Raw genomic sequence first — 22,056 nt, 5'->3', positions numbered from 1 at the left:
GCCAGCGAAATTTCTGCCGTGAGTCCCAGACATCAGCATACGCTGAGGGTCTGGTCTGCGACAGGCTGAGGCCCCTCGGGAGCGCGCCGTTTTTGGACAAGATGACGGACCAACGGCTGGGAATCCTGCGCCGCCTGGGCGGTCTGGCGCTGGCGGTTGCGCTGCTGTCGACGGGGCGCGCCCGCGCGGAATTGACGGCCGCCGACTGGCCCGCGTTTCGCGGCGGCGGGACCAACCTCACCGACGCCAAGCTTCCGCTCAATTGGTCGATCCGCCCCGAACGAAACATTGCCTGGACGGCCGAGCTCCCGGGCCGCGGGGTGTCGAGTCCGATCGTCGTCGGCGACCGCGTGATCGTCACTTGCTCCGCGGGCGAGCCTGAGCGGCAGTTGTTTGTGCTGGCATTCGACGGCGCGAGCGGCAAGGAGCTGTGGCGCAAAGAGTTCACAGCCGAGGGGAACACAGTCATCAACGAAATGACGGCCGTCGCCGCGAACACGCCGGCGACCGACGGCGAGCGGATCTTCGCCCTCTTCTCGTCGAATGATCTGTTCGTGCTCAATCTCGACGGACAGTTGCTCTGGTCGAAGAACCTTACCGCGGCTCACGAGGGATTGGGGAACGACTTCGGCATGGCGAGTTCGCCGGTCGTCGTCGACGGCGCAGTGGTGGTGCAATGCTATGGCGAGACGGCGGGCTTCGTCGCAGCGTTCGACGCCGCGACCGGGGAACAGCGATGGGAGCAGGAGCGCGCGAATCAAGCAAGTTGGACGTCGCCCTTCGTCGTTTCCTCGGAATCTGATGGCGCGCAGCGCGGGATCGTCGTGCAATCGCCTAAGGGCGTGGAGTTGCTCGCGGCGACGAGCGGAGAGCCCATTTGGAGCGTCCAAGTGGAATGCGATGCTATCGCGTCGTCGACGCCCTACGAGGATCGGCTCTATGTGCCGACCAAGTGGCTGACGGCGGTGGATCTGAACCCCAAAAACTCAGCCGGCGCCGCGCCTCTCTGGGATGCGAAGCTACTGAAGCCGACGTCTGCCAGCCCGGTGCTGCGCGACGGCAAGGTCTATGCGATCAATCGCGGCGGAGTGCTCAACTGCTATGACCTCGCCAGTTCCCAAATCGACTGGACGACGCGACTCAACGGAACTGTCTGGGCTACGCCCTTACTCGCGCCAGAGCACCTCTACTGTTTCAATGCCAAGGGAGACGCGCTGGTGCTCGACTTGAACGGCGTGATCGTCGCCGAGATTAATATGGTGGAGGGAATCCTCGCGTCGCCAGCGGTATCGGGCAATGCGATGTTCGTCCGCAGCCATCGTCATTTGTGGAAGATTGCTGAATGAGCCGTGTGCCTGAAACGGATGCGATTGAAATGACCCCGGTCGCCGGGCCGGTGAAGGGTTCGATTCGCCCTCCTGGGTCGAAGTCGATCACCAACCGCGCATTGATTTGCGCTGCGCTCGCCGAGGGATCGTCGACGCTGCGCGGGGCGCTCGAGAGCGAAGATACGCAGGTGATGATCGCGGCGCTCAAGCAGTTGGGAATCGGAGTCGAAGTGAGCGACCGCGGCCGGACGCTGCGCGTCAACGGCTGCGGCGGCAAGATTCCCGCGAAGGCCGCCGAGCTCTTCGTCGCCAACAGCGGCACGTCGATGCGGTTTCTCACCGCGATGGCGACGATCGGTCAGGGCGTCTACAAGCTTGACGGTATCGCCCGGATGCGCGAGCGGCCTATCGGCGACTTGGTCGATTCGCTGCGGCAGCTAGGCGTTCAGCTTGAAGCCGCAGGAGCCAACCACTGCCCGCCCGTCGTGGTGAACGCGGCTGGATTGCCCGGCGGAGTCACGTCGATCCGCGGCGACGTTTCGAGCCAGTTCCTCAGCGGCCTGCTGATGGCGGCCCCCTATGCACAGCAGTCGATCACGCTGAACGTCTCTGGAACCCTCGTCTCGATCCCGTACGTCGACATGACGATCAAGGTGATGGAATCGTTCGGCGGCCAGGCGACCGCCGCGCCCGACCACTCGCGCATCGAGGTTTCCAATGCCAAACGCTACCGAGGCCTCGACTACGCGATCGAGCCCGACGCATCCGCGGCGAGCTACTTTTTCGCCGGCGCGGCGATCACCGGCGGGCGAGTCACCGTCGAAGGACTAAGCCGAAAAAGTTTACAAGGAGACGTCGAGTTCTGCGACTGCCTCGCCCAAATGGGAGCCAGCGTCGAATACGGGCCAGATTCTATCACGGTCCAGGGTAGCAAACTTCACGGGATCGACGTCGACATGAACGGCATCAGCGACACCGTGCAGACGCTGTCCGTGGTCGCCCTGTTCGCCGAAGGACCGACGCGAATGCGGAACGTTGCCCACATTCGCCATAAGGAAACCGACCGCATTGGCGCCACCGCGTGTGAACTGCGGAAACTGGGGGCGAACGCGAACGAGTACGACGACGGTCTGGAAGTGATCCCCGGCCCGCTGCACGGCGCCGCGATCGACACCTACAACGACCACCGCATGGCGATGAGTTTCGCGTTGGCCGGGCTGCGCATTCCAGGAGTCACGATTCGAGATCGGGCCTGCACCTCCAAAACCTACCCAGACTACTTTGAGGATTTGGCTCGACTAATCGCTGGCGCATAAAAAATGAGCCCTCAGGGTATCCCGAGGGCTCATTTCAATTGGCGTCGACTTGAAATGCGTCGCTAAATCGCCGTCCGCGACATCGTGCTCAAGCCGCTGCGCGAGGCGCTCTCGATCAATTGATCGGCGCGCGCCAACAGCGACAGGCTCGATTCCATCGGGGGATAGGCGGCGGAAGTCGGGTCGCAGGCCTCAAACTTCGCCTTGCAATGCTGACAGACCACACGCTTCCCCATGTAATCGACGCGCACCTGAAGGTTGCGTCCGCACGTTGGGCATTCCTGAACGAAGTATGTGGCAGCCATTTTCGCCTATCTCCTGCTAGGGTCGGGGAAGCGTAACAGTTTCCACCGCTGCGGGTATTCAGAGTATCGCCGTGAGAACGGCAATTCAATGCAATTTCCAATTAAATCCTCGCAAGGAGTTGACAGGCCGCCCCGCTGGCGGATTCCGCAACTAGTTGCACAACCGGAGCTTGCGTCCGAGCGATGGTTGGCCGGGAGGTGAATCTTACCCAGGCCTCATCAGGCGTCTGTCGCCATCCCCCCCGGGTGGCGGGCGCCAAGTAATATGGCGGCCAGATTGCAATCATTGTGCCGTTCCTGACGCGCCGAACGATTCGTTCCTACCGATTCCAGCGGGGCATATCGCCAGCGCCAGCTCCAAACGCCTTGAGGCCGTCGAAAAATCGCCTGGTTGCACCTTGGGGGGTCGGACCGTCTTTCCCCGAAACTAAGGGGGATGCGGAATCGTCTTGGTTCGCGCTTCTGCGCTCATTCTGGAGCCGGTTCTGTCAGCGTGGCAGCCAGCGCGACCTAAAATTGCGCTGGCGGGGTTAGCTTAATGCGTTGGCAACTCGCCAACTCAGCCGAGGAACAGTGCGACCACGCCGGGCTAGCGCTCGCGAATAACCTTCGCCCATTTCGCGTGCGGACGTTATCATGGTGGTGGCGTTCCGCCCGAGCGCGCCGGGATCGGTCGTTTCCGGCGCCCGCCGATTGAAGCGGCCGTCGTCAGGGATGTTCTGGAGTCATTGCGGTTGGGGAGCAGCCTCTCATGGCCAACCGAGTGTTCGTCTGCGCGGTGATCGTCCTTTGGCTGGGCAGCATGTCCTGGCTGATGGTCGATAAGATTCTACCCTCGCTGCATGAGGGCGAGCCGCCGCTTGCCGCTGGATTCGAGCCGGGCGTTCCGATCGCCTGGAAGGTCTCCTGGGGCGACCGCGAGGTTGGCTACGCGGCCAGCATGAGGACGCCCGGCGTCCTCGGCACGACCAATCTTGAAAATCGCGTCATTCTCGAAGACGTGCCGCTGCTCGACCTGGTGCCGGCATTGATGCGGCGCGTCGTGGGCGATATCGGCAGCATGAAGTTCGACGCGCACACGAGGTTGGAATTCGATTCACTCGACAACTTTTCGAAGTTCAGAAGTCGCGTCTCGATCAACGAGGTGAGCAGCGTGCTGCAACTCGATGGCAAGGTCAACGGAGCTTTCCTCGACATCAACGTGAAGTTCGGCGACGTCACCTACGAGCCCAAGGTCCCCATCGCCAACCAAGCGGCGCTGAGCGAAGCCCTCTTCCCTGACGCCAAGCTGCCTTACCTGTACGTCGGACGGCGCTGGTCGGAAGAGGTGTACAACCCGTTTCATGCCCCTAAGGCGCCGATCGAAACGGTCGACGTCGAGGTCACCGGCATCGAGACGCTGACGCTCGATGGCGAGAACCACCGCGTGATGCGCGTCGAGTTCTCGGGGCCCCCGGCTCCCGGCGTTCCGGAAGACGCCCGCTTGCAAGCGATCGCTTGGGTTCGTGCGTCTGACGGGGTGGTGCTGCGGCAAGATGTGCTGATTTCAACCTCTCGCCTGCGCTTCGACCGTTTGCCGGAGGAGGAGGCCATCAAGCAGGGCAACAAACTGCTGAACGATTCGGGACATCGTCGCGATAGGTGGGGCGGACCTGGATACCGGCGTCGTTATCCCGGGCGGCGTCACGGGGAGGGTCATGAGGCAGAGGATTCTCGCCGGTCAGCGCCTCTTCCAGAGTTGCCGGCCGATAGTCCCGATGGTCAACTGTAGCCTGGGGTCGGCGTTCGTTCTTGATCACGTTCCCTCGCAGTCCCCCTCACCCCCTAGGCGTCGCCGCGACCGTCGACGCAGCCTCGCCTCATGCTCCGCTTTGATAACGTGACGCGCACCTACGGCACGCGAGTCGCCGTGGATTGCTTGAACCTGCACGTTAATCGCGGCGAGTTGTTTGCGTTGCTTGGACACAATGGCGCCGGGAAGACGACGACCATCAAGATGCTCGTCGGACTGCTACGGCCGACTAGCGGCGAGATTCATGTTGGCCCGTTCAACGTCGTCGAGCATCCACGCGAGGTGAGCCGGCTGATTGGGTACGTTCCAGACTTGCCGTTTCTCTACGACAAGCTTTCGGGTCGAGAGTTCCTCCGCTTCGTCGCGGACATGTACGGGATGACCGACGCCGCGGCCGTCGAGGCCGTTGCCCGCGAAGCTGATCGCTTTCAACTGAATGACTTCCTGGATCAGCTTACCGAGAGTTACTCGCACGGCATGCGCCAGCGGACTGTCTTTGCCGCGGCGCTGCTTCACGAACCAGAGTTGCTGGTCGTCGACGAGCCCATGGTCGGACTTGATCCCCACAGCATTCGGCTCGTGAAGGACCTGTTGAAGAACTACGCTGAGGCGGGAAAGACCGTCCTGATGTCGACCCATACGCTGGAAGTGGCCGAGGCAATTTGCGACCGAGTCGGCGTGATGAAGAGCGGCAAAATCATGTTCGAAGGACGGGTGGAGGAGATGCGACAGCTCAACCCCGCGGCAGGGCAGTCGCTCGAATCTCTTTACTTGGCCATGATGGACGGCTAACTTCCGTCAGCGCCATGAACGAACGAACTCCGCCAACCGATGCGCAGCTGATCGAGTTGTGCAGCAAGCTGCCGTCGCCCGACCGCGAGGGGCAAATCTTCTGGCGGCTGCGCATGCAGATGGCGCGCACGCATCTGAAGTTTCTGCTGTCGAGCGCCCGCTTGCGCACCGGATTGGTCGTCGGCCTGAGCTTCTTCTTCTGGTGCGGGCTGTTTGCCCTGTTCTACAAGGGCTTCGACTTCGTCATTCGTTACGTTGAATCGCCCGGCTCGCGTTACCATTCCGACACGATGCTGTTTGTGTTTCCCCTCTTCTTTCTTTCGCTGCAGGTGATGCTCATTTTCTCGTCGGGCATCATTCTCTACGGCGGGCTTTACCCATCGCGGGAAACGGCGTTTTTGATGACGCTCCCGGTGCGGGACGAACGCCTGGTGTTCTACCGCTTTCAAGAAGCGTTGCTCTTCAGCAGCTGGGGCTTTTTCTTGCTGGCCAGTCCGATGCTGTTGGCCTACGGCATGGTAGCGAAGGCGCCATGGTACTACTTCGCGTACTTGTTGCCATTGATGGCGTCATTCGCCTACATTCCGTGCACGATCGGCGCCATTCTCTGTCTGTTGTTGATCTACCGCCTGCCCAGCATGCGCAGGATTGCCGTCGGCGTCGTCGCACTGGCGATCATCGTCGTCGCGTATCAGTCAATCTGGAAGACCCTTGAATTCTCGGAGACCGAATTCCTCGGCAACTCCTGGTTTAAGGATACGCTGAAAAGATTTCGCTTCGCCCGCGGCGAGTGGCTGCCCAGCAGCTGGTTGAGCAACGCGCTCATCGAGGCGGTGCGTCGGTCGCAGAACAATCCTCGCGATTTGCCCTGGTTGGAAGCAGGAAAATACCTCGTTGTGCTGGTGTCGAACGCGCTGGTGTTGCACCTGCTCTTCGTGTGGTTGGGGAAGCGCGTCTTTCGGCCTAGTTATTGGGAACTCCACGCCCGGCGTGCGAAGAAGCCAAAGCTGACGCTGGCATGGGTCGATCGCCTCGCTGGCTTTCTGCTGAAGCCCTTTCCCGTGCAAACGCGTCTGCTGATTATGAAGGACTTGCGCCTGTTCCGTCGCGATCCCGTGCAATGGTCGCAGTTCCTGATCTTTTTCGGCCTGCTGCTCCTCTATTTTGCGAACGTCGACCGCTTTCGGCAGCACAAGTCGGACATTAACGTTCTCACCTGGGTCAACATCGTCAGCTTTCTAAATCTGGCCGTGGTCGGGCTCATTCTGTCGACGTTCACGACGCGCTTCATTTATCCGCTCATTAGTTTGGAAGGCCGGCGGTTTTGGATTCTTAGTCGACTGCCGGTGGACCGTGACACAATCCTTTGGGGAAAGTTCTTGTTCGCTGCATGCGGCTCGTGGCTGCCGTGCGCGGCGCTCGTAGGGATCAGCGACGTGATGCTCGACGTCTCCTTCATGGTGGTCGCCGTGCATCAATTGATCTGCCTGCTCCTCTGCCTCGGTCTGGCGGGCATGGCTGTTGGGTTCGGGGCGATGATGCCGAATTTTCGCGAGCAGTCGCCGTCCAAGATTGCCGCCGGCTTTGGCGGGACCTTGAATTTGGTCCTCAGCGCCCTCTACATCATGGCTGTGGTGCTGATGACGGCCCTCCCCTGCCATTTCTTCCTTCTGGCCGGCAAGACCGAAATGCCGCCGAAGCTCCTTCAGCCGCAGTACCTGCGATTTTGGCTGATGCTCGGGATCTTGGCGTCAATGATTCTGGCCGCCATCGTCACGATCCTGCCGTTGCGGGGCGGGCTGCGGGCCTTTCGACGGTTGGAAGTCTAGCCGATCGTCGTTAAGGGTCATCGCTTTTCGCGGTCAGATAGGTGTAGCCTTGCCTGCCGTCAAACTAGGCGGCGGGGGCCCGTCCCCATATAATTCGGCAAACATAAGTGAAGTTCGCCGTTGAGTTTGGATTCGTTCATGCCTTCCGCGTTGACCGATCGACCCGCCCGCCCGCTCCGCATTGGAGCCGTGACCTACCTCAACACCGTGCCGCTGGTGCGCGGGCTACAGTCGCTGCTGCCGGCCGCTGAGATCTCGTTCGATTTTCCGAGCCGGCTGGCGGACAATCTCGCTGCCGGCCGCCTCGACGTCGCCCTGGCGCCCTGCATCGAACTCGCCCGCCATCCCGAATGGTCGATCATCTCGACCGCCTGCATTGGTTGTCGCGGGCCCGTGCTGAGCGTGAAGTTGCTTTTTCGCCGCCCGCCCGCGGAGGTCGCTACGCTGGCGCTCGACGAAGGCTCGCGCACCAGCGCCGTCCTCGCTCAGATCCTGCTTGCCGATCAGTTCGGGGTTCGTCCGAAACTGCAGCTATTGCCGCTCGCGTCGTCGCCGCTGGACTCGACCGCCGACGCCGTACTGGTCATCGGCGATCGTGCGATTCGCGCGCCAGCGACAGGATTCTGCCAGTCGTGGGATCTCGGCGCCGAATGGACCAGCGCCACCGGGCTGCCGTTTGTCTTTGCCGTGTGGGCGGCGCGGCCAGGCCTGGACGAACCGGAGCTCGAGCCGGCCTTGGATGCAGCGCGTGATCACGGGCTACGCGACTTGGAATCGATTGCGACTGAGCAGTCTGCCGCGATGGACTTGCCGCGGCCATTGGTGCTCCAATATCTGCGCGACAACCTGAATTTCTTCCTTGATGACGCGGCGCGGCGCGGCCTCGATCTTTACTTCCAGCGGGCGGCGGCGCTGGGGCTCATTTCCGATCAACTCGAATTGCGATTCCATGACTGCCATGTTAAGCGTTGACGGTTTACTCGAGAAAGCGGTCGCAGGCGGACGGCTCACGCCGGAAGAGGGGCTGCGCCTCTTGGAATCTCACCATCTCGCCGCGCTTGGCCGCGCCGCCGACGAGGTCACGCGGCGGCTCCATGCGGAGAACTATCGCACGTACAACATCGATCGCAACATCAACTACACAAACGTCTGCACGGCTGTCTGCGATTTTTGCGCGTTCTATCGTCGGCCGAAGTCGCCCGAAGGTTATGTGCTGACGCATGAGGAAATTTTCGACAAGATCGACGAGACAGTGGCACTCGGCGGCGACCAGATTCTGCTGCAGGGCGGACTCCATCCCGACTACAAGATCGAGTGGTACGAGGAGCTACTGCGCGCGATCAAAGGACGCTTCCCCCAGGTGAATATCCACGGCTTCAGCCCTCCCGAGATCTATCATTTCACCAAGGTCTCGAAGCTGCCGTTGCGGGAAATCCTGGAAAGGCTCAAGGCGGCGGGACTGGGCAGCTTGCCCGGCGGCGGAGCCGAAATCTTGGTGGACCGCGTTCGCGCCGCAATTACACGCGGTAAGGTGATGACCGACGACTGGCTGAACGTCAGCCGCGTCTGGCACCAGCTCGGGGGCCGCAGTTCAGCAACGATGATGTTCGGCCACGTCGAGACGCTGGCGGAGCGAATTGAGCATCTGGAACGTCTGCGGCAATTGCAGGATGAGACCGGCGGCTTCACGGCGTTCATCTGTTGGACGTTCCAGCCCGATCACACCGACATGGCCGACACGCCGCCGGCCGGCTCCTTTGAGTATCTCAGAACCAACGCCGTCGCGCGACTTTATCTGGATAACATTCCGAACATCCAGTCGAGCTGGGTGACCCAGGGCCAAAAGATCGGCCAGTTGGCGCTCCTTTACGGCGCCAATGACATGGGGTCGCTCATGATTGAGGAGAACGTGGTCGCTGAAGCGGGGACCGTCCACCATTTGACGCTGCAGCAGATTAAAGATTCCATCTCCGAACTCGGCTATGTGCCGCGGCAGCGTAACGTCCACTATCAGCTCATCGACGAGGGGTCGGAGGTCGAGTCGCTCCACCCGCACAGCCGCCACAACCTACACCCGTTGCCGGTTGTAAGCTGAGTCGCAAAGGCAGCTTGCGTCGACTTTTCCATACCCCGCTGGTAAGCTTCATGGTAAGTCGGGCGACGTGGCCAGACTGTGGAATCAGCGGGCGGGCCGACGGCGCGCCGGCAGGCCGGAGAGCCGCGCGACGTTGCCATGATCGAAGCCCGCAATCTTAGCAAGGCTTACGCCGATCTCCATCGCGGGCAGTTTGTGGCCCTTGACGGACTGTCGTTCACCGCCAAACCGGGCGAGGTTTACGGCCTGCTCGGTCCCAACGGCGCCGGCAAAACGACGGCGCTTCGCATTCTCAGCACCGTGCTTCAGCCGACGGGCGGCACGGCGATCATCAACGGCTTCGACGTCGTCACCCAGCCGAGCCAAGTGCGGGCGCACATTGGCTTCATGTCGGCGAACACCGCCGTCTACGATCGGATGACGGCATGGGAGATGGTCGAATACTTCGGCAAGCTCTACGGCATTGACGACGAGCGGCTCCGAGACCGCATGGAGCATCTGTTCGATCGTCTGCAGATGCAAGAGATTCGCGACCTGCTCGGCGCCAAGATGTCGACCGGCATGAAGCAGAAAGTGTCGATCGCCCGCGCTATCGTTCACGACCCGCCTGTGTTGATCTTTGACGAAGCAACCAATGGCCTCGATGTTCTAGTTGCGCGCTCGCTGCTCGAGGCGGTGGCTGAACTGCGCGACCAAGGAAAGTGCATCATCTTTTCGACGCACATCATGCGCGAGGCGGAGCGGCTCTGCAATCGGGTGGCGATCGTCCACCATGGTCGCTTGCTGGCGGAAGGACCGATCGACGAACTGCGGGAGAAGCATGCCCAGCATGATCTCGAAGATCTCTTTTTTGACTTGATTCGTGCGAACGAACGACGATTGGCTGGCGCGCCGGCAGCGAACTGAACATGCAACTGAAGAACGTCAAACTGATCTACCTACGCGAGATGCGCGATCAACTGCGCGATCGGCGGACGTTGTTTCTGATTGCCGTGCTGCCCCTGCTCCTCTATCCGCTGCTGGGGACGAGCTTCTTTCAACTGACGCAGTTCCTGCAAAAGGTCGAAGCGCGAGTCCTCGTCGTGGGAACGCGGCAATTGCGCAGCGCCGACTGGCTGCCGCCGCTTATCCGCGACAACCGGTTCGATCTCCAGCTGTTCGATCAGCCCGATTGGCACGACAAGATCGAGCTTTACTCGCCGCGGGATTTTCCCGACCTGGCCGATGATCTGCGCAAGGGAAAATCGCTGCCGATCGCCGGCGCGGCGCCGCAAGCGTCGGCCGACGAAGCGGCCTTCGACGCCGCGGCCAAGCAGTTGTTGGATGCAGGCAAAGTCGAGGCCGTGTTGGTCTTTCCGAACGGATTCGAGGACCGGCTCCGCGACGTGCGGCAGGCGCTCGTCCAGCGCAAGGCGGCCGGAGCGACGGCGTTCCCCGAGCCGATCATTCTCTACAATTCCGCCGACGATAAGTCCCAAGTCACTCAGCTGCGCGTCGATCAAATTCTCCGGCGATGGCGGAACGAGGTCACGGCCGAGAATCTCACCGCGAGCAATGTGCCCGTCGAGGCGACGACCCCGTTTGAGTTGCGACCGCGCGACATGGCACAGATGCAGCAGCGGCAGGCCGCCGTCTGGTCGAAGGTGCTGCCGTTCTTCGTTTTCATCTGGGCCCTCACCGGGGCCTTTTATCCGGCGGTCGATCTTTGCGCCGGCGAGAAGGAGCGCGGCACGCTCGAAACGTTGCTGACGAGCCCTGCGCTGCGCCGCGAGATTGTTTGGGGCAAGCTCCTGACGGTGATGACGTTCAGCGTCGTGACGGCGCTGCTCAATCTTGGGAGCCTGGGGATGACAGGCAAGTTCGTGATCGACAACCTCAGCAAGTCGGGGGCGTTCGGCGCTACCGAGGCGATGACGATGCCGCCGCTCACGTCGCTGCTGTGGCTGGCGGTGGCGCTCGTGCCGATTTCGGCGCTCTTCAGCGCCCTGTGTCTGGCTTGTGCGGCGTTCGCACGCAGCACGAAGGAGGGCCAATATTATCTGATGCCGATCATGCTGGTGACGATGCCGCTGATGATGTTGCCGATGTCGCCCGGCGTGGAGTTGAACCTGGGCAACAGCTTTATTCCAGTGACCGGGATGGTGCTGCTGCTGCGGTCGGTGATTGAAGGGCAGTTTGCCCTCGTCCTGAAGTTCGTTTGGCCCGTGTTGGGAGTGACCTTGATCTGCTGCCTGCTGGCGATTCGCTGGGCTGAGGAGCAGTTCAATCGCGAGTCGGTCCTCTTCCGCGAAAGCGAACGACTGGAGATCGGACGCTGGCTGGTCCATTTGGTGCGAGATCGACAGGCAACGCCGAGCTTCGCCCAGGCTGCGCTCTGCGTCGCGATCATCTTGATCACGCAGTTTTTCGTGAGCCTCTCCGCCGGGATGACGGGCGAATTCGACTTTGCCTTCCTTGCCAAGGCGATTTTGGTGAGTCAGCTGGCATGCGTCTTTGCGCCATCGATCCTCATGACGATTATGCTCACCCGCGAGCCCGCCAAGACGCTTCTGCTGGAGCGGACCCCGCGATGGAGCCACCTCTGGTTGATGGCCGTGCTAGCGTTGGCCCTCCATCCTGTCGTCGTCGCAGGCGCCAATCAAATCACCAAAATCTATCCAGTCCCCGAGGCGACCGAGCAGATCGCCGAATCGATCGGTTCAGCGCTCGACGGAGCGCCTCACTGGCTGGCGGCGCTCGCTCTCATGGCACTCCTGCCGGCGTTGTGCGAGGAGCTCGCATTCCGCGGGTTCGTGCTCTCGGGCTTCCGCCACGTCGGTCACAAGTGGTGGGCGATCGCACTCTCAGCGGTGGCGTTTGGACTCGTCCACACATTCCTCCACCAGAAGATCTCGGCGACGATGATGGGGATGATCATCGGTTACGTCGCCGTTCAAACGGAAAGCATTTGGCCCTGCGTTCTATTGCATACCATCCATAATTCGTTGCAACTCTCGATTCACAAACTGGCCCAGACGGCTGAGTTGAACCCCTCGTCGCCCGTGGGGGTGCTCTTCGGCGGCGAGTCGCCGTTGCTCTACCGAACGCCGAGCGTGCTGATCTGCGCGGCAGTCGCGGCCGCCATTCTCTGGCGCTTGCACGGCGTGCGCTACTCCAGAACCGTCGAGGAGCAACTCGAAGAAGCGCGGCAACGGCAAGACTCTCCGCTTCTCGGTGCGTAACCCTATGACCGCCCGCACGCTGCGAGCCCGCTGGGTCCTGCCGATCGACGCCCCGCCCATCGAAGGGGGTTATGTCGCCATCTCGGACGGCATGATCGCCGAGGTGGGCGCCGACGACCCGGATCGCGGCCCCGTGACCGATCTCGGCGACGTTGTCCTGCTCCCTGGGCTGGTCAACGCCCACACGCACTTAGAGTTTAGCGGTCTTGCTAAACCGCTCGGCAGGCCGGGGATGAGCCTGCCGGCCTGGATCCGCACGGTGATCGCCGACCGCGGCCGCGGCGATCGCCGTCCCGAGGAGGCCATCGCCGCAGGGCTGCGCGAGTCCGCGGCGGCCGGAGTAACGGCCATCGGCGAGATTGCCACCTCGCCGGCCGCGTTCTATCAGGGCCGCGCAGGTGCGCGGATGGTGCAATTTCAAGAAGCGATTGGGTTCTCCGCGGGGCGCGTTGACTCAGTTGCCGCTGAGATGGAACGGCGCGTCGCCGCCGCCGGCGCCGCCGCGGGAATTAGTCCGCATGCCCCCTACACGGTCCATCCAGACCTGCTGCAGAAACTCGTCGCGATTGCGTCAGCGCGGCGCCTGCCCGTGGCGATGCATTTGGCCGAATCTCCTGAGGAACTCCAGCTGCTGCGGGACGGAGCCGGGCCATTTCGGGAACTGCTCGAGGAGCGCAGCATGTGGGACGGAGACGCCATTCCGCGCGGCAGTCGGCCGCTCGACTATTTGCGGCAACTTGCCGAGGCTCCCCGCGCGCTGGCCATTCACGGAAATTATTTTGACAGCGACGAGATCGCCTTCGTCGCCGCGCGACGGGAGCGGTTGAGCGTCGTCTACTGCCCGCGGACGCACGCCTACTTTCAACACCCGCCGTATCCCCTGCCAGCGATGCTACGCGCGGGCGTGCGCGTGGTGCTCGGAACGGATAGTCGGGCGTCGAACCCCGATCTCAACTTGCTCGGCGAAATTCAGTTCGCCGCCGCTCGCTTCCCGAAGCTCGACTCGGCGGTGCTGGTGCGGATGGCGACGCTCGATGCGGCCGAAGCGTTGGGGCTAGGCCAAGCGGCGGGCAGCCTGGCCCCCGGTAAGCGCGCTGACTTAGCGATGGTCCGCTGCGACAGCGCCTGCCGCGCGCCGTACGAGGCGTTGATCGCTCCTGATGCTCGCGCTACTTTGATTGCAGCTTAAGCGCGTAGTCGGCGATCCCCTGGAGTAAGTCGACCGGGATCACGAGCTCCCCTTGGACCAGCCCGTTCGTTAGATTCAGCGAGATGCCGACGGGCGACGTCGCGGGGAATGGGGGGACGCTCGCATCGTCGCCGAACGTCGCGGCCCACGTCTGGGCGCCCCGCATCGCCCAGGCGATGGCGCCCGCCGGGTTGATCAGTGCTTGCCACGGCGCCGCGGGGTCGAGTAGCTTCGTCGTGGCGCCGACGGACGACTCGACTGCGCGGCTGGACTGGCCGTTCAAAGCAAACTCGACGGCCTCGGCTAACTGCTCTTGAGTGGCCGACCCGATGACGGTCGTATTCGCATCGGCGGCGACGGCGTAGAGGTGCATCTTGCCGTCGGGGCCAAACAGCGCCTTCATGAGGGACTCGACGGCCGGCACGTTCGGGTCGGCGACGGCCCCTCCAACATCGGCGACGCCGACCACCGCTCCCTTGCCGCCGATCGTCGCCTCGGATAGTTCAAACGGGAATGCAAGGTCGTTTTCGGCTTTGGCCATGAGCTCGTTGTCGAGTTCCAGCGACCGCCGGAATCCTGCCAGGTAAGCGTTGGAATCAGCAACGTCGCAAACCATGTAGTAGTTGCTGAAGAGGCCCTCGTCTTTCGCGCCGGCGTAGAGGACGAACGCCATGGCCGTGACGCCGTCGAGCGACGAGCGATAAGACTCTTCGAGCTTTTCCCAATCTTCGGCGGCAAAGCCTTCGTATCCTTGGCCGGCGGGAAGTTGTTCGGCGAAACGGCGGACCAGCGAAGCGAATGCGGCGCCGAAGCCGGGTGGAATTGGTCCGCCGCCGGCGACAACGTACTGGCCCGCAGCGAAGCGACTGAGCGGCGACGCCGCGATGGGGCTAGCGTTGGCGAGCGTCGAGAATGCGCCCGCTTCCGAGAGGATGATGCGCTTCGCTAACTTCACGTTGGTCGACTCATCGATTGAAAGTCCGACGGCGCCAGCCTTCATTTCGGCGCCGAGAAATTCGAAGATGAGTTCGTAGGTCTGCATGCTTTCTCGAATCTGTTGCAACTCGGGAGTCGCAAAGGGATCGTCGGCGTTCGCCTCCGCACGTTGTCGCCAGTCGGCGGCCTGTCGCCGTCCCAAGGCAGTTAGTCGCTCGACGCCCGCGCGTGTTAGCCCGGCGGCAATATCAGTCGTCGCCAACCAATCGGCCAGCGGAGCCAGGTCGGCCGGCGCGGCCGGCGCGGCGGCGAGGACTTTTTCGAATTGCGCGCGATGCTCGATGTTCATCAAGGCTGCGAAATCGCCACGCTTGGCGAGCAACACCTCTTCGCCGGCGATGGTCACCCGGCAAATCTCCCCAGCGGCGTCGCCGCCAATGCTCCCGGCAAACTCCGCGTAGTTAGAAACCGGTATGAGCAACAGCGGCTGCGGCGGAAATGGCGCGTCGTCGCTGGGAAGAAGGGCCAGCAAGGCATTGCCGTCTTGATTCAACCCAGGGCCCATGCCCGTGGCGCCCATCGCGAGGGCGAGCGGCGCGGGTAGCGGCCCGGGCGTCAGGTCTTGGAAGATTGCCAACACGCGCTCCACCTTCGCGCTCGCCGCCGACAGACGATGAACGGCGACGAAGCCTGTCGCATCGGCGGGGAGCTGGTCGAGTATGCCGGCCGCGCGACCGGTATCTTGACTGCCGAGCAGCATCAGTACGGCAAGCAACGGCCGCAGCGGTAGGCGTGGCATCTTGAATTCTCGTGATCGATTGATCGCTGGTTTGTCCGAGTACACGACGCGCCGTCACCGCGGGCGCGTCCGCCTGAGCTCATGGGAAATACGGCGAGATTGGCTGTTATTATCCATCCCGCCGCGAGCGGGAGCAAGCGACGCTTGCGGCTAAGCGTCGTCCGTCAGCGGAGTTAGTCGACCGTCGGCGATGCTGTAGATGAAAGACCAGTGAAACGCGAGTCCGATCAGTACGGCCACGTGAAAGATTTCGTGGGAACGGACGACTCCGGGGACGAGTACGGGCCATTTCAAATGATCGAGCAGGGCGCCGACCGAGTAAGCGAGGCCGCCCCACAGAATTGGCGCTACAAATGCAAATCCGAACCGGCGATAAAGGGCGCTCCCTGAAGCAAGTCCGATCCAGCCCATGCCAAGGTACAGCGAAAGACCGAGCCACTCGGGCATCGTATTAAAATAGATCGACTTGCAAGTAATCGCCACGAAGGCGAATCCCCAAATCAGAATCAGCGGGCCCCACCGCCCGACGCCGCGGAAGAGGATGAAGTGAATGGGCGTAAACGAGCACGCGATGAGCGTGAAGATGGCCGCGTGGTCAAGGACGCGCATCACTTCGCGAGCAGAGCCGTTTGCCGCGAGCAGGTGGTAAGTGCCGCTGACTGAGAGGAGCAAAACGGCGCCGAAGACGAAGATCGCCAAACTGATCATGCGAGGCAGGCTGCCGCGGCCGCGCCTGACGAGAAGGAAGCCAAGCGCGAGGAAGACGAGGGCTCCGAAGAGGTGGCTTAGACTGGCGAAGGGATCGGCGAATCCTGGGATCGGGGTGAGGGGCATGGTTTGTTGAAAAAAATGCCCCCGGTTTGAAGAACCGGGGGCTAAGGGCGTTGGTGCGTTGTCGACGTTGCCATCGGTTATTTGCCGAGAACTCGCTTGGCTTCGGCGACGACGCCCGCGGCGGTGATGCCGAACTTTTTGTACACGGTCTGGGCCGGGGCCGATCCGCCAAAGCTGTGCATGCCGACGAACCCGCCGGCGAAACCGAGGTAGCGGTCCCATGGCTGGCGGATGCCTGCTTCGACGGCGACTCGCGCGGTAATCGACTTTGGCAGCACTTGGTCGCGGTACGCGGCGTCCTGCTGCTCGAACAGTTCGAACGATGGCATGCTCACCACGCGGGCGGCGATGCCTTCCTTGGCGAGCTCGTCGAATGCGTCGCATGCCAGCGCCAACTCGCTGCCGGTGGCGAGCAGCAGCACCTGCGGCTTGCCGCCGGGAGCATCGATGAGCGTATAGCCGCCGCGTTCGACGCCCGCCGCTGGCGCGTACTTTGTCCGATCGAGCGTCGGCATGTTCTGGCGGGTGAGAACCATGGCGACTGGATGTTTGGTCTGCTTGATCGCGACGCGGTAGGCGTAGATCGCCTCGTTGGCGTCGCCCGGTCGTAGGACGATCAGTCCGGGGATGGCGCGGGCCGCCGCGAGATGTTCGACGGGCTGATGGGTTGGTCCGTCTTCGCCGACGCCGATCGAGTCATGCGTGAAGATGAAGATCGACGGTGCGCTCATCAGAGCCGCCAGACGCATCGAGGGTCGTAGATAGTCGCTAAAGACGAAGAACGTCGCGCCGTAGGCCCGCAGGCCGCTGAGGCTCATACCGTTGACCGCGGCGGCCATGCCGTGCTCGCGGATGCCAAAGTGAAAGTTGCGACCCGCGTAATCGTCGGCCGAGAACGTGCCGGCGCCTTCGAAGGTGAGCAGCGTCTTGGTCGACGGGGCGAGATCGGCCGAACCTCCCAGCAGCCACGGAACCCGCTCGGCAAACATGTTGAGGGCCTTGCCGCCCGAGATGCGCGTGGCCATCCCTTTGGGGTCCGCGGGGAATTCAGGGACCGGGGCATCCCAACCCGCGGGGAGCTCGCGGCGCTGGATGCCTTCGAGTTCCGTCGCTTGTTTGGGATGCGACTGCTTGTACTTGGCGAACAGCGCTTCCCACTCCTCGCGCGCCGCGCGGCCGCGGGCGCCGAGCGTCGCGGCGAAATGCTCGGTCGCCTCCTTGGGCACGAGGAAGGAGGCATCCTCGGGCCAGCCGTACGCGGCCTTGGCGGCGCGAATTTCTTCGGCGCCGAGCGGTTCGCCATGGGCGGCCGACGTGTTCGCCTTTTTGGGAGCGCCGTAACCGATGATGCTGTGGACCACGATCAGCGTGGGGCTCTCGACATTGTCGAGGAAGGATTGGTAGGCGTCGGCGAGGGAGTTCAGGTCGTTCGCGTCTTCAACCTCCACCACATGCCAGCCGAGGGCGCGGAAGCGGTCGGGAATGTTCTCGCTGAAGGCGAGGTTGGTCCGCCCCTCGATGGTGATGTTGTTGTCGTCGTAAATCCAGCAGAGGTTGGAGAGACGCAGATGCCCGGCGATCGACGCGGCCTCGTGCGAGATCCCTTCCATCAGGTCGCCGTCGCTGCACTGGGCGTAGACGTTGTAATTGAAGAGCTCGAACCCGGGACGATTGTAGCGGGCGGCGAGCCAACGTTCGGCAATCGCAAACCCGACGCTGGTCGCAATCCCCTGTCCCAGCGGGCCAGTGGTCGTCTCGATGCCGGTGGTGAAGCCGTACTCCGGGTGACCAGGGGTGCTGCTGTGCCACTGGCGAAAGTTTTTTAGGTCCTCCAGCGTGACCGACAGGCCCGATTCGACCTTGCCGTGATCATCGACTTTCTTCACCCCCGCGAGGTGAAGGAGCGAGTAGATCAGCATCGATGCATGGCCGCACGAGAGGACGTAGCGATCGCGGTTCGGCCAGAGCGGGGCGTTAGGGTCGTAGTTGAGCGTGTTGGCCCAGAGCTCGTAGGCGACCGGCGCCAGCGCCATGGGGGTGCCCGGGTGGCCGGAGTTGGCCTTCTCGACCCCATCCATCGCGAGGGTGCGGATGGTGTTGATCGTCAGTTCAGCGACATTGCTCGTGGTCGTGGCCATGCAGAGACGTTCCGCGAAAAAGGAATCGATGGCGTGCTCGCCGGGATTTGCGCAAACCGCAAATATAGGGACCGCATTTGCGAGGTGTCAAACCATTGCGCTTGTTAAGTGCAATTGAACTGAGGGGTTACGCATATTCTCAAGTTGTCGCTCCGCAGTGGCGAGCAAAACGCCAGGCAACTCTCCGCGGCGTGCCGGCCGGGATGACACCGACGCGGTCTAGTTGGTCACGTCTGCGATCTCTGCCAAGTCTGCCAACAGTGACTTGCCGACTTGGGCGAACGGTACGCTTGCGCTCGCTCGGGCGGACGATTTTTGTCGCGGCGCGAGATTTGTCGTTTTCCGCAGTTTACGCGACAGAATTCGGAAGTTGTTGTGATGCTTGGATTTGCAGTGACGAACTCGGTGGTCGCCGCACCGACGACGGCGACAGAGATCGGGGGCCGCTAGTTATCGCGCCGCCATCGACGAGGCGCCGGGCGGGTTGGGCTGAGTAGGGCCGTTGCAAAAAATCAGGGTGTGCAAAGCCTATGGAAATATGAACATGCGATCACTATAGCGAATCGAGTGGCCAATTTCTAGACGCTTGTACTTATGTACGAGACCGCACAACTTGATGCCCTGCCCACAATCAAGATGCGAAGAGGCTAGCGGGAGCAATCGCGAGGGCGCGACCAAATCTAGCAGTAGACGCGCTGCCCGCTTGTGCAACTCTGGCGGGCGAGCGAGGCGATCGAGAGTGCGCGGTGGGCGTCTTCCAGGCTGGCCGTCTTGAGCACTAGGCTTTCGACGGCGCGATGGAAGTGCATCAGCAATTGCTCGCCGACGGGGCGTTCGTGATCGAGCGTTTCGAGGTGCTGGCCGGCGTTGTCGAACCAGGCCACGGTGTTCGGCAAATCGACGAAGGCCAGGCCGTTGTCGCACACGACCTTCAAGTCGGCGGGACGGCGATAGGCAAGAGATTCCTCGCACGACTTGGGGACGTACTGGCCGCAGGCGATCATCGCCATCGCCCCCTTGCCGGCGGCGGATGGATCGGCGAAGTCGAGACTGAGGGAAAAGTAGTCGGCGCAGCCGTCGCCGCGTGGATTGTGCGAGACCGCGACGAGCGAACTCGGTTCAGCGTCGACCACGTAGCGACACCAATCGATCAGCTCGACCAGGTCGAGCTCGCAACGGGTGCCGTGTTCGCCCGCGGCCTCCATCGTGCGACGGCGATTGCAGAACAGGATGCGAGGCGTGCCGAGCCGAGTGGCGATCAATTCCTTCAGCCGCAGCGTGGCGGGCGACAGTCGGCAGGGAAACTCCGCCATGAAGGCAATTCCGGCCTCGCGCACGCGGTCGCGGAGGATGGCCGCCTCGTCGTCTTTCAACTCCATGGCAGCGGCGCAGTAGATTGCCTTGCCCTCTTCGCAGGCGGCGTAGATGGGGAGCGGACCGAACCATTGCGGCGACAGCAGCAGCACGGCGTCGACGTCGCCGCGGGCCGTGAGCGCTCGGTAGCCGTCGTGCACCGCGGCGTTGAGCTGGCGGGCCGCGAGGGCGGCGCGATGATGGACCGGGTCGCACACCGCGGTGATCTCAAATCGATCGGAGAGGGCGCGCAACGCGGGCAGATGTCGCGACTCCCACAGCGGTCCAATGCCGACGACGCCAACCCTGATCTTCATAATCTCGGTGCGCGGAGCGGTTAACGGCCGGGGGCGGGAGTCGGCGAAAAAGCCAGTGAAGTATACCGGACCCGCGACGCTCGTCCCAGCGGCATCACGACTGGGCGCCGGCATTGTCGGGTCGGCCGGCCGCGGGGGCCCTGCAACCGGAACATTCGTCGCTTGCGTCAGTCGGCAGGGAGCTCGGCGAGCATCTCGGTCAGCAGTTCCATGGGAAGGCCGACGACGTTCGATTCACTTCCTTTGGACAGGTGGAGCCAGCCGGCGCGATCTTGATAGCCAAACGCCCCCGCCTTGCCCTCCCACAGGCCGCTGGCGAGATACTCGTCCAGTTGCTGGTCGCTGAGCGGGTCCATGCGCAGCTCCGAAACGGCCAGCCGCACATCTGGCAGCCCGGCGGCGGCGCTGCCGGGCTGCCAGACGCAGAGGCCGCTGTAGACGCGGTGCAGGCTGCCCCGGAGTCGCTCGAGCATATCGCGCGCGTGGGCCTCGTCCGCGGGCTTGCCCAAGACCATGCCGCCGCACTCGGCCACGGTATCGCAAGCGATGATGACGCAGCGATCGTCGAAATCGCCGCTTTCTTTGAGCTGGGCGAGGACGTTGGCCGCCTTGTTCATGGCCAGTTCAACGACGAGCGACGCGGGGCCGCCGGTGGAGCAGATGCCGCACTCGACCGATTCGTGCGGCGCGAGCGACTCGAATTCGTAGCCGGCCTCGCGCAGCAGTTGATGGCGGCGAGGCGAGCTGCTGGCGAGGATCAATCGGCGGGTGGGCATGGGCGAGATCAGCGGTGAACGTGGCGGGCGCCGGCGGAGTTTAGGATAGCTTGCCAGCCTGTTGGCTTCGAGAAGCGCTGCGGGAATTTGGCGGCAAGGCACGCGAGTTTCGTGGTATCGTGAAGCGCCTTGCCCTGTCATCACGCCGTTCGATTGCTGAGCCATGTCTGATTGCCGAGACGAGCTTGAGGTTCTCTACGAGGACAACCACCTGCTCGCCGTGAACAAACCAGCGATGCTGCCGACGATGGGGGTGGAAGAGGGTCGAGAAAGCCTGCTCACGGTGGCGAAGGAATACGTTCGACAGGCGTATCAGAAGCCGGGAAACGTTTACCTCGGCATCGTTAGCCGACTCGACGCACCGGTGACCGGGTTGGTCCTGATCGCTCGGACGTCGAAGGCGGCGGCGAGGCTGAGCGAATCGTTCCGGAGCCGCGACGTTCGCAAAGTCTATCTGGCGGCTGTGCAAGGGACGCCACCCGCCGCGACTGGGACGCTGGAGCACTTTTTGCGAAAGGACGAACGGCATCGCAAGGTGCACGTCACGCAAGCGGGGGCGGAAGGAGCGCAGGCGGCCCGACTCCACTATCGAGTCATGGGGAGCGCGAGCGGTCTGACGCTGCTCGAAGTGGAACTGGATACGGGCCGCAAGCACCAAATTCGCGTGCAGCTGGCGAAAATCGGCTGTCCAATCGTCGGCGATCGCAAGTATGGCGCGACGCTGGAGTTTCCGCGGGGGATCGCGCTGCATTCTCGTCAATTAGAGTTGGAACACCCTGTTCGCCGCGAGCCGTTGACGCTGACGGCGCCATTGCCGGCGTCATGGCGGAGGTCCGCCCCGACGAGCAAGCTGCCGTTGCCTGCCAAGGAGCAGGGCGAGCGACATTGATCGACGGGAGCAACGACGTCCTGCGATGCCGAGACCCCCGGCGATTACGCCGCGCGGTTCCTTTCTCTCGGCATTCGTCAGCGATCGTTGCCTCGACGACGGGCTCAAAGCATGAGGATTTGCGGCCCGATCGGCCGTTAGGGGCGA

The 22,056-nt window shown here is 62.7% G+C and carries 17 protein-coding genes; 11 read left to right on the top strand and 6 right to left on the bottom strand.

Annotated elements, in window-relative coordinates; all coding sequences use genetic code 11:
• The first annotated feature begins 101 nt into the window (after nucleotides 1-101).
• Nucleotides 102-1,346, top strand: a complete 1,245-nt coding sequence (locus I41_RS14930; protein ID WP_210420961.1) for an outer membrane protein assembly factor BamB family protein — start codon at nucleotides 102-104, stop codon at nucleotides 1,344-1,346.
• Nucleotides 1,343-2,644 carry a 3-phosphoshikimate 1-carboxyvinyltransferase gene (gene aroA / locus I41_RS14925; protein ID WP_145433639.1) on the top strand — a complete coding sequence of 434 codons (1,302 nt, stop codon included), beginning with the start codon at nucleotides 1,343-1,345 and terminating at the stop codon, nucleotides 2,642-2,644. The genes I41_RS14930 and aroA overlap by 4 nt, the downstream gene beginning before the upstream one ends.
• Nucleotides 2,645-2,706: 62 nt before the next feature.
• Here aroA and I41_RS14920 read toward each other — a convergent pair whose 3' ends face one another.
• Nucleotides 2,707-2,949, bottom strand: a complete 243-nt coding sequence (locus I41_RS14920; protein WP_145433637.1) for a response regulator — start codon at nucleotides 2,947-2,949, stop codon at nucleotides 2,707-2,709.
• A 751-nt stretch (nucleotides 2,950-3,700) separates the two neighbouring features.
• On the opposite strand from I41_RS14920, the gene I41_RS14915 reads away from it, so the two are divergent.
• The 8 genes from I41_RS14915 (at nucleotide 3,701) to I41_RS14880 (ending at nucleotide 13,867) form a co-directional block, all read left to right on the top strand.
• Nucleotides 3,701-4,720, top strand: a complete 1,020-nt coding sequence (locus I41_RS14915) for a hypothetical protein (protein WP_145433635.1) — start codon at nucleotides 3,701-3,703, stop codon at nucleotides 4,718-4,720.
• A 90-nt stretch (nucleotides 4,721-4,810) separates the two neighbouring features.
• Complete coding sequence (locus I41_RS14910) at nucleotides 4,811-5,533, top strand: ABC transporter ATP-binding protein (RefSeq protein ID WP_145433633.1); 723 nt, start codon at nucleotides 4,811-4,813, stop codon at nucleotides 5,531-5,533.
• Nucleotides 5,534-5,547: 14 nt separating this feature from the next.
• On the top strand, nucleotides 5,548-7,362 hold the full coding sequence (locus I41_RS14905) for a putative ABC transporter permease subunit (RefSeq protein WP_145433631.1): 1,815 nt from the start codon (nucleotides 5,548-5,550) through the stop codon (nucleotides 7,360-7,362).
• A gap of 138 nt (nucleotides 7,363-7,500) precedes the next feature.
• Complete coding sequence (locus I41_RS14900) at nucleotides 7,501-8,334, top strand: menaquinone biosynthetic enzyme MqnA/MqnD family protein (RefSeq protein WP_145433629.1); 834 nt, start codon at nucleotides 7,501-7,503, stop codon at nucleotides 8,332-8,334.
• Nucleotides 8,312-9,457: a cyclic dehypoxanthinyl futalosine synthase gene (gene mqnC / locus I41_RS14895; protein WP_145433627.1), complete on the top strand. Its 1,146-nt coding sequence runs from the start codon at nucleotides 8,312-8,314 to the stop codon at nucleotides 9,455-9,457. Before I41_RS14900 ends, mqnC begins: the two co-directional genes overlap by 23 nt.
• Nucleotides 9,458-9,595: 138 nt before the next feature.
• A complete protein-coding gene (locus I41_RS14890) occupies nucleotides 9,596-10,363 on the top strand; it encodes an ABC transporter ATP-binding protein (protein ID WP_145433625.1) in 768 nt (255 codons plus the stop codon).
• A gap of 2 nt (nucleotides 10,364-10,365) precedes the next feature.
• Nucleotides 10,366-12,678 (top strand): ABC transporter permease subunit/CPBP intramembrane protease, encoded by a 2,313-nt coding sequence (locus tag I41_RS14885; RefSeq protein WP_145433623.1) that lies wholly within the window; start codon nucleotides 10,366-10,368, stop codon nucleotides 12,676-12,678.
• A gap of 4 nt (nucleotides 12,679-12,682) precedes the next feature.
• Nucleotides 12,683-13,867: an amidohydrolase family protein gene (locus tag I41_RS14880; protein WP_145433621.1), complete on the top strand. Its 1,185-nt coding sequence runs from the start codon at nucleotides 12,683-12,685 to the stop codon at nucleotides 13,865-13,867.
• On the opposite strand, the gene I41_RS14875 is transcribed toward I41_RS14880, so the two are convergent.
• From I41_RS14875 to I41_RS14855, 5 genes are all read right to left on the bottom strand, one after another.
• A complete protein-coding gene (locus tag I41_RS14875) occupies nucleotides 13,848-15,602 on the bottom strand; it encodes a hypothetical protein (protein ID WP_145433619.1) in 1,755 nt (584 codons plus the stop codon). The two genes, I41_RS14880 and I41_RS14875, sit on opposite strands and share 20 nt — an antisense overlap.
• A gap of 150 nt (nucleotides 15,603-15,752) precedes the next feature.
• A complete protein-coding gene (gene trhA / locus I41_RS14870) occupies nucleotides 15,753-16,436 on the bottom strand; it encodes a PAQR family membrane homeostasis protein TrhA (RefSeq protein WP_145433617.1) in 684 nt (227 codons plus the stop codon).
• A 77-nt stretch (nucleotides 16,437-16,513) separates the two neighbouring features.
• Nucleotides 16,514-18,574 (bottom strand): transketolase, encoded by a 2,061-nt coding sequence (tkt, locus tag I41_RS14865; protein ID WP_145433615.1) that lies wholly within the window; start codon nucleotides 18,572-18,574, stop codon nucleotides 16,514-16,516.
• 680 nt (nucleotides 18,575-19,254) lie between these two features.
• The gene (locus I41_RS14860; protein ID WP_145433613.1) at nucleotides 19,255-20,244 is read right to left on the bottom strand and encodes a Gfo/Idh/MocA family protein; all 990 of its coding nucleotides are present in this window, start codon (nucleotides 20,242-20,244) and stop codon (nucleotides 19,255-19,257) included.
• A gap of 167 nt (nucleotides 20,245-20,411) precedes the next feature.
• Nucleotides 20,412-21,020, bottom strand: a complete 609-nt coding sequence (locus I41_RS14855; RefSeq protein ID WP_246133674.1) for a Maf family protein — start codon at nucleotides 21,018-21,020, stop codon at nucleotides 20,412-20,414.
• Between the two features lie 163 nt (nucleotides 21,021-21,183).
• On the opposite strand from I41_RS14855, the gene I41_RS14850 reads away from it, so the two are divergent.
• On the top strand, nucleotides 21,184-21,909 hold the full coding sequence (locus I41_RS14850; RefSeq protein ID WP_145433611.1) for an RluA family pseudouridine synthase: 726 nt from the start codon (nucleotides 21,184-21,186) through the stop codon (nucleotides 21,907-21,909).
• The last annotated feature ends 147 nt before the right edge of the window (nucleotides 21,910-22,056 follow it).

Origin of the sequence: Lacipirellula limnantheis, assembly GCF_007746075.1 — a bacterium.
In the GTDB taxonomy this organism is placed as follows: Bacteria; Planctomycetota; Planctomycetia; order Pirellulales; family Lacipirellulaceae; genus Lacipirellula; species Lacipirellula limnantheis.
The sequence above is the reverse complement of the archived record's forward strand: the minus strand, read 5'-3'. Positions and strand labels throughout refer to the sequence as shown.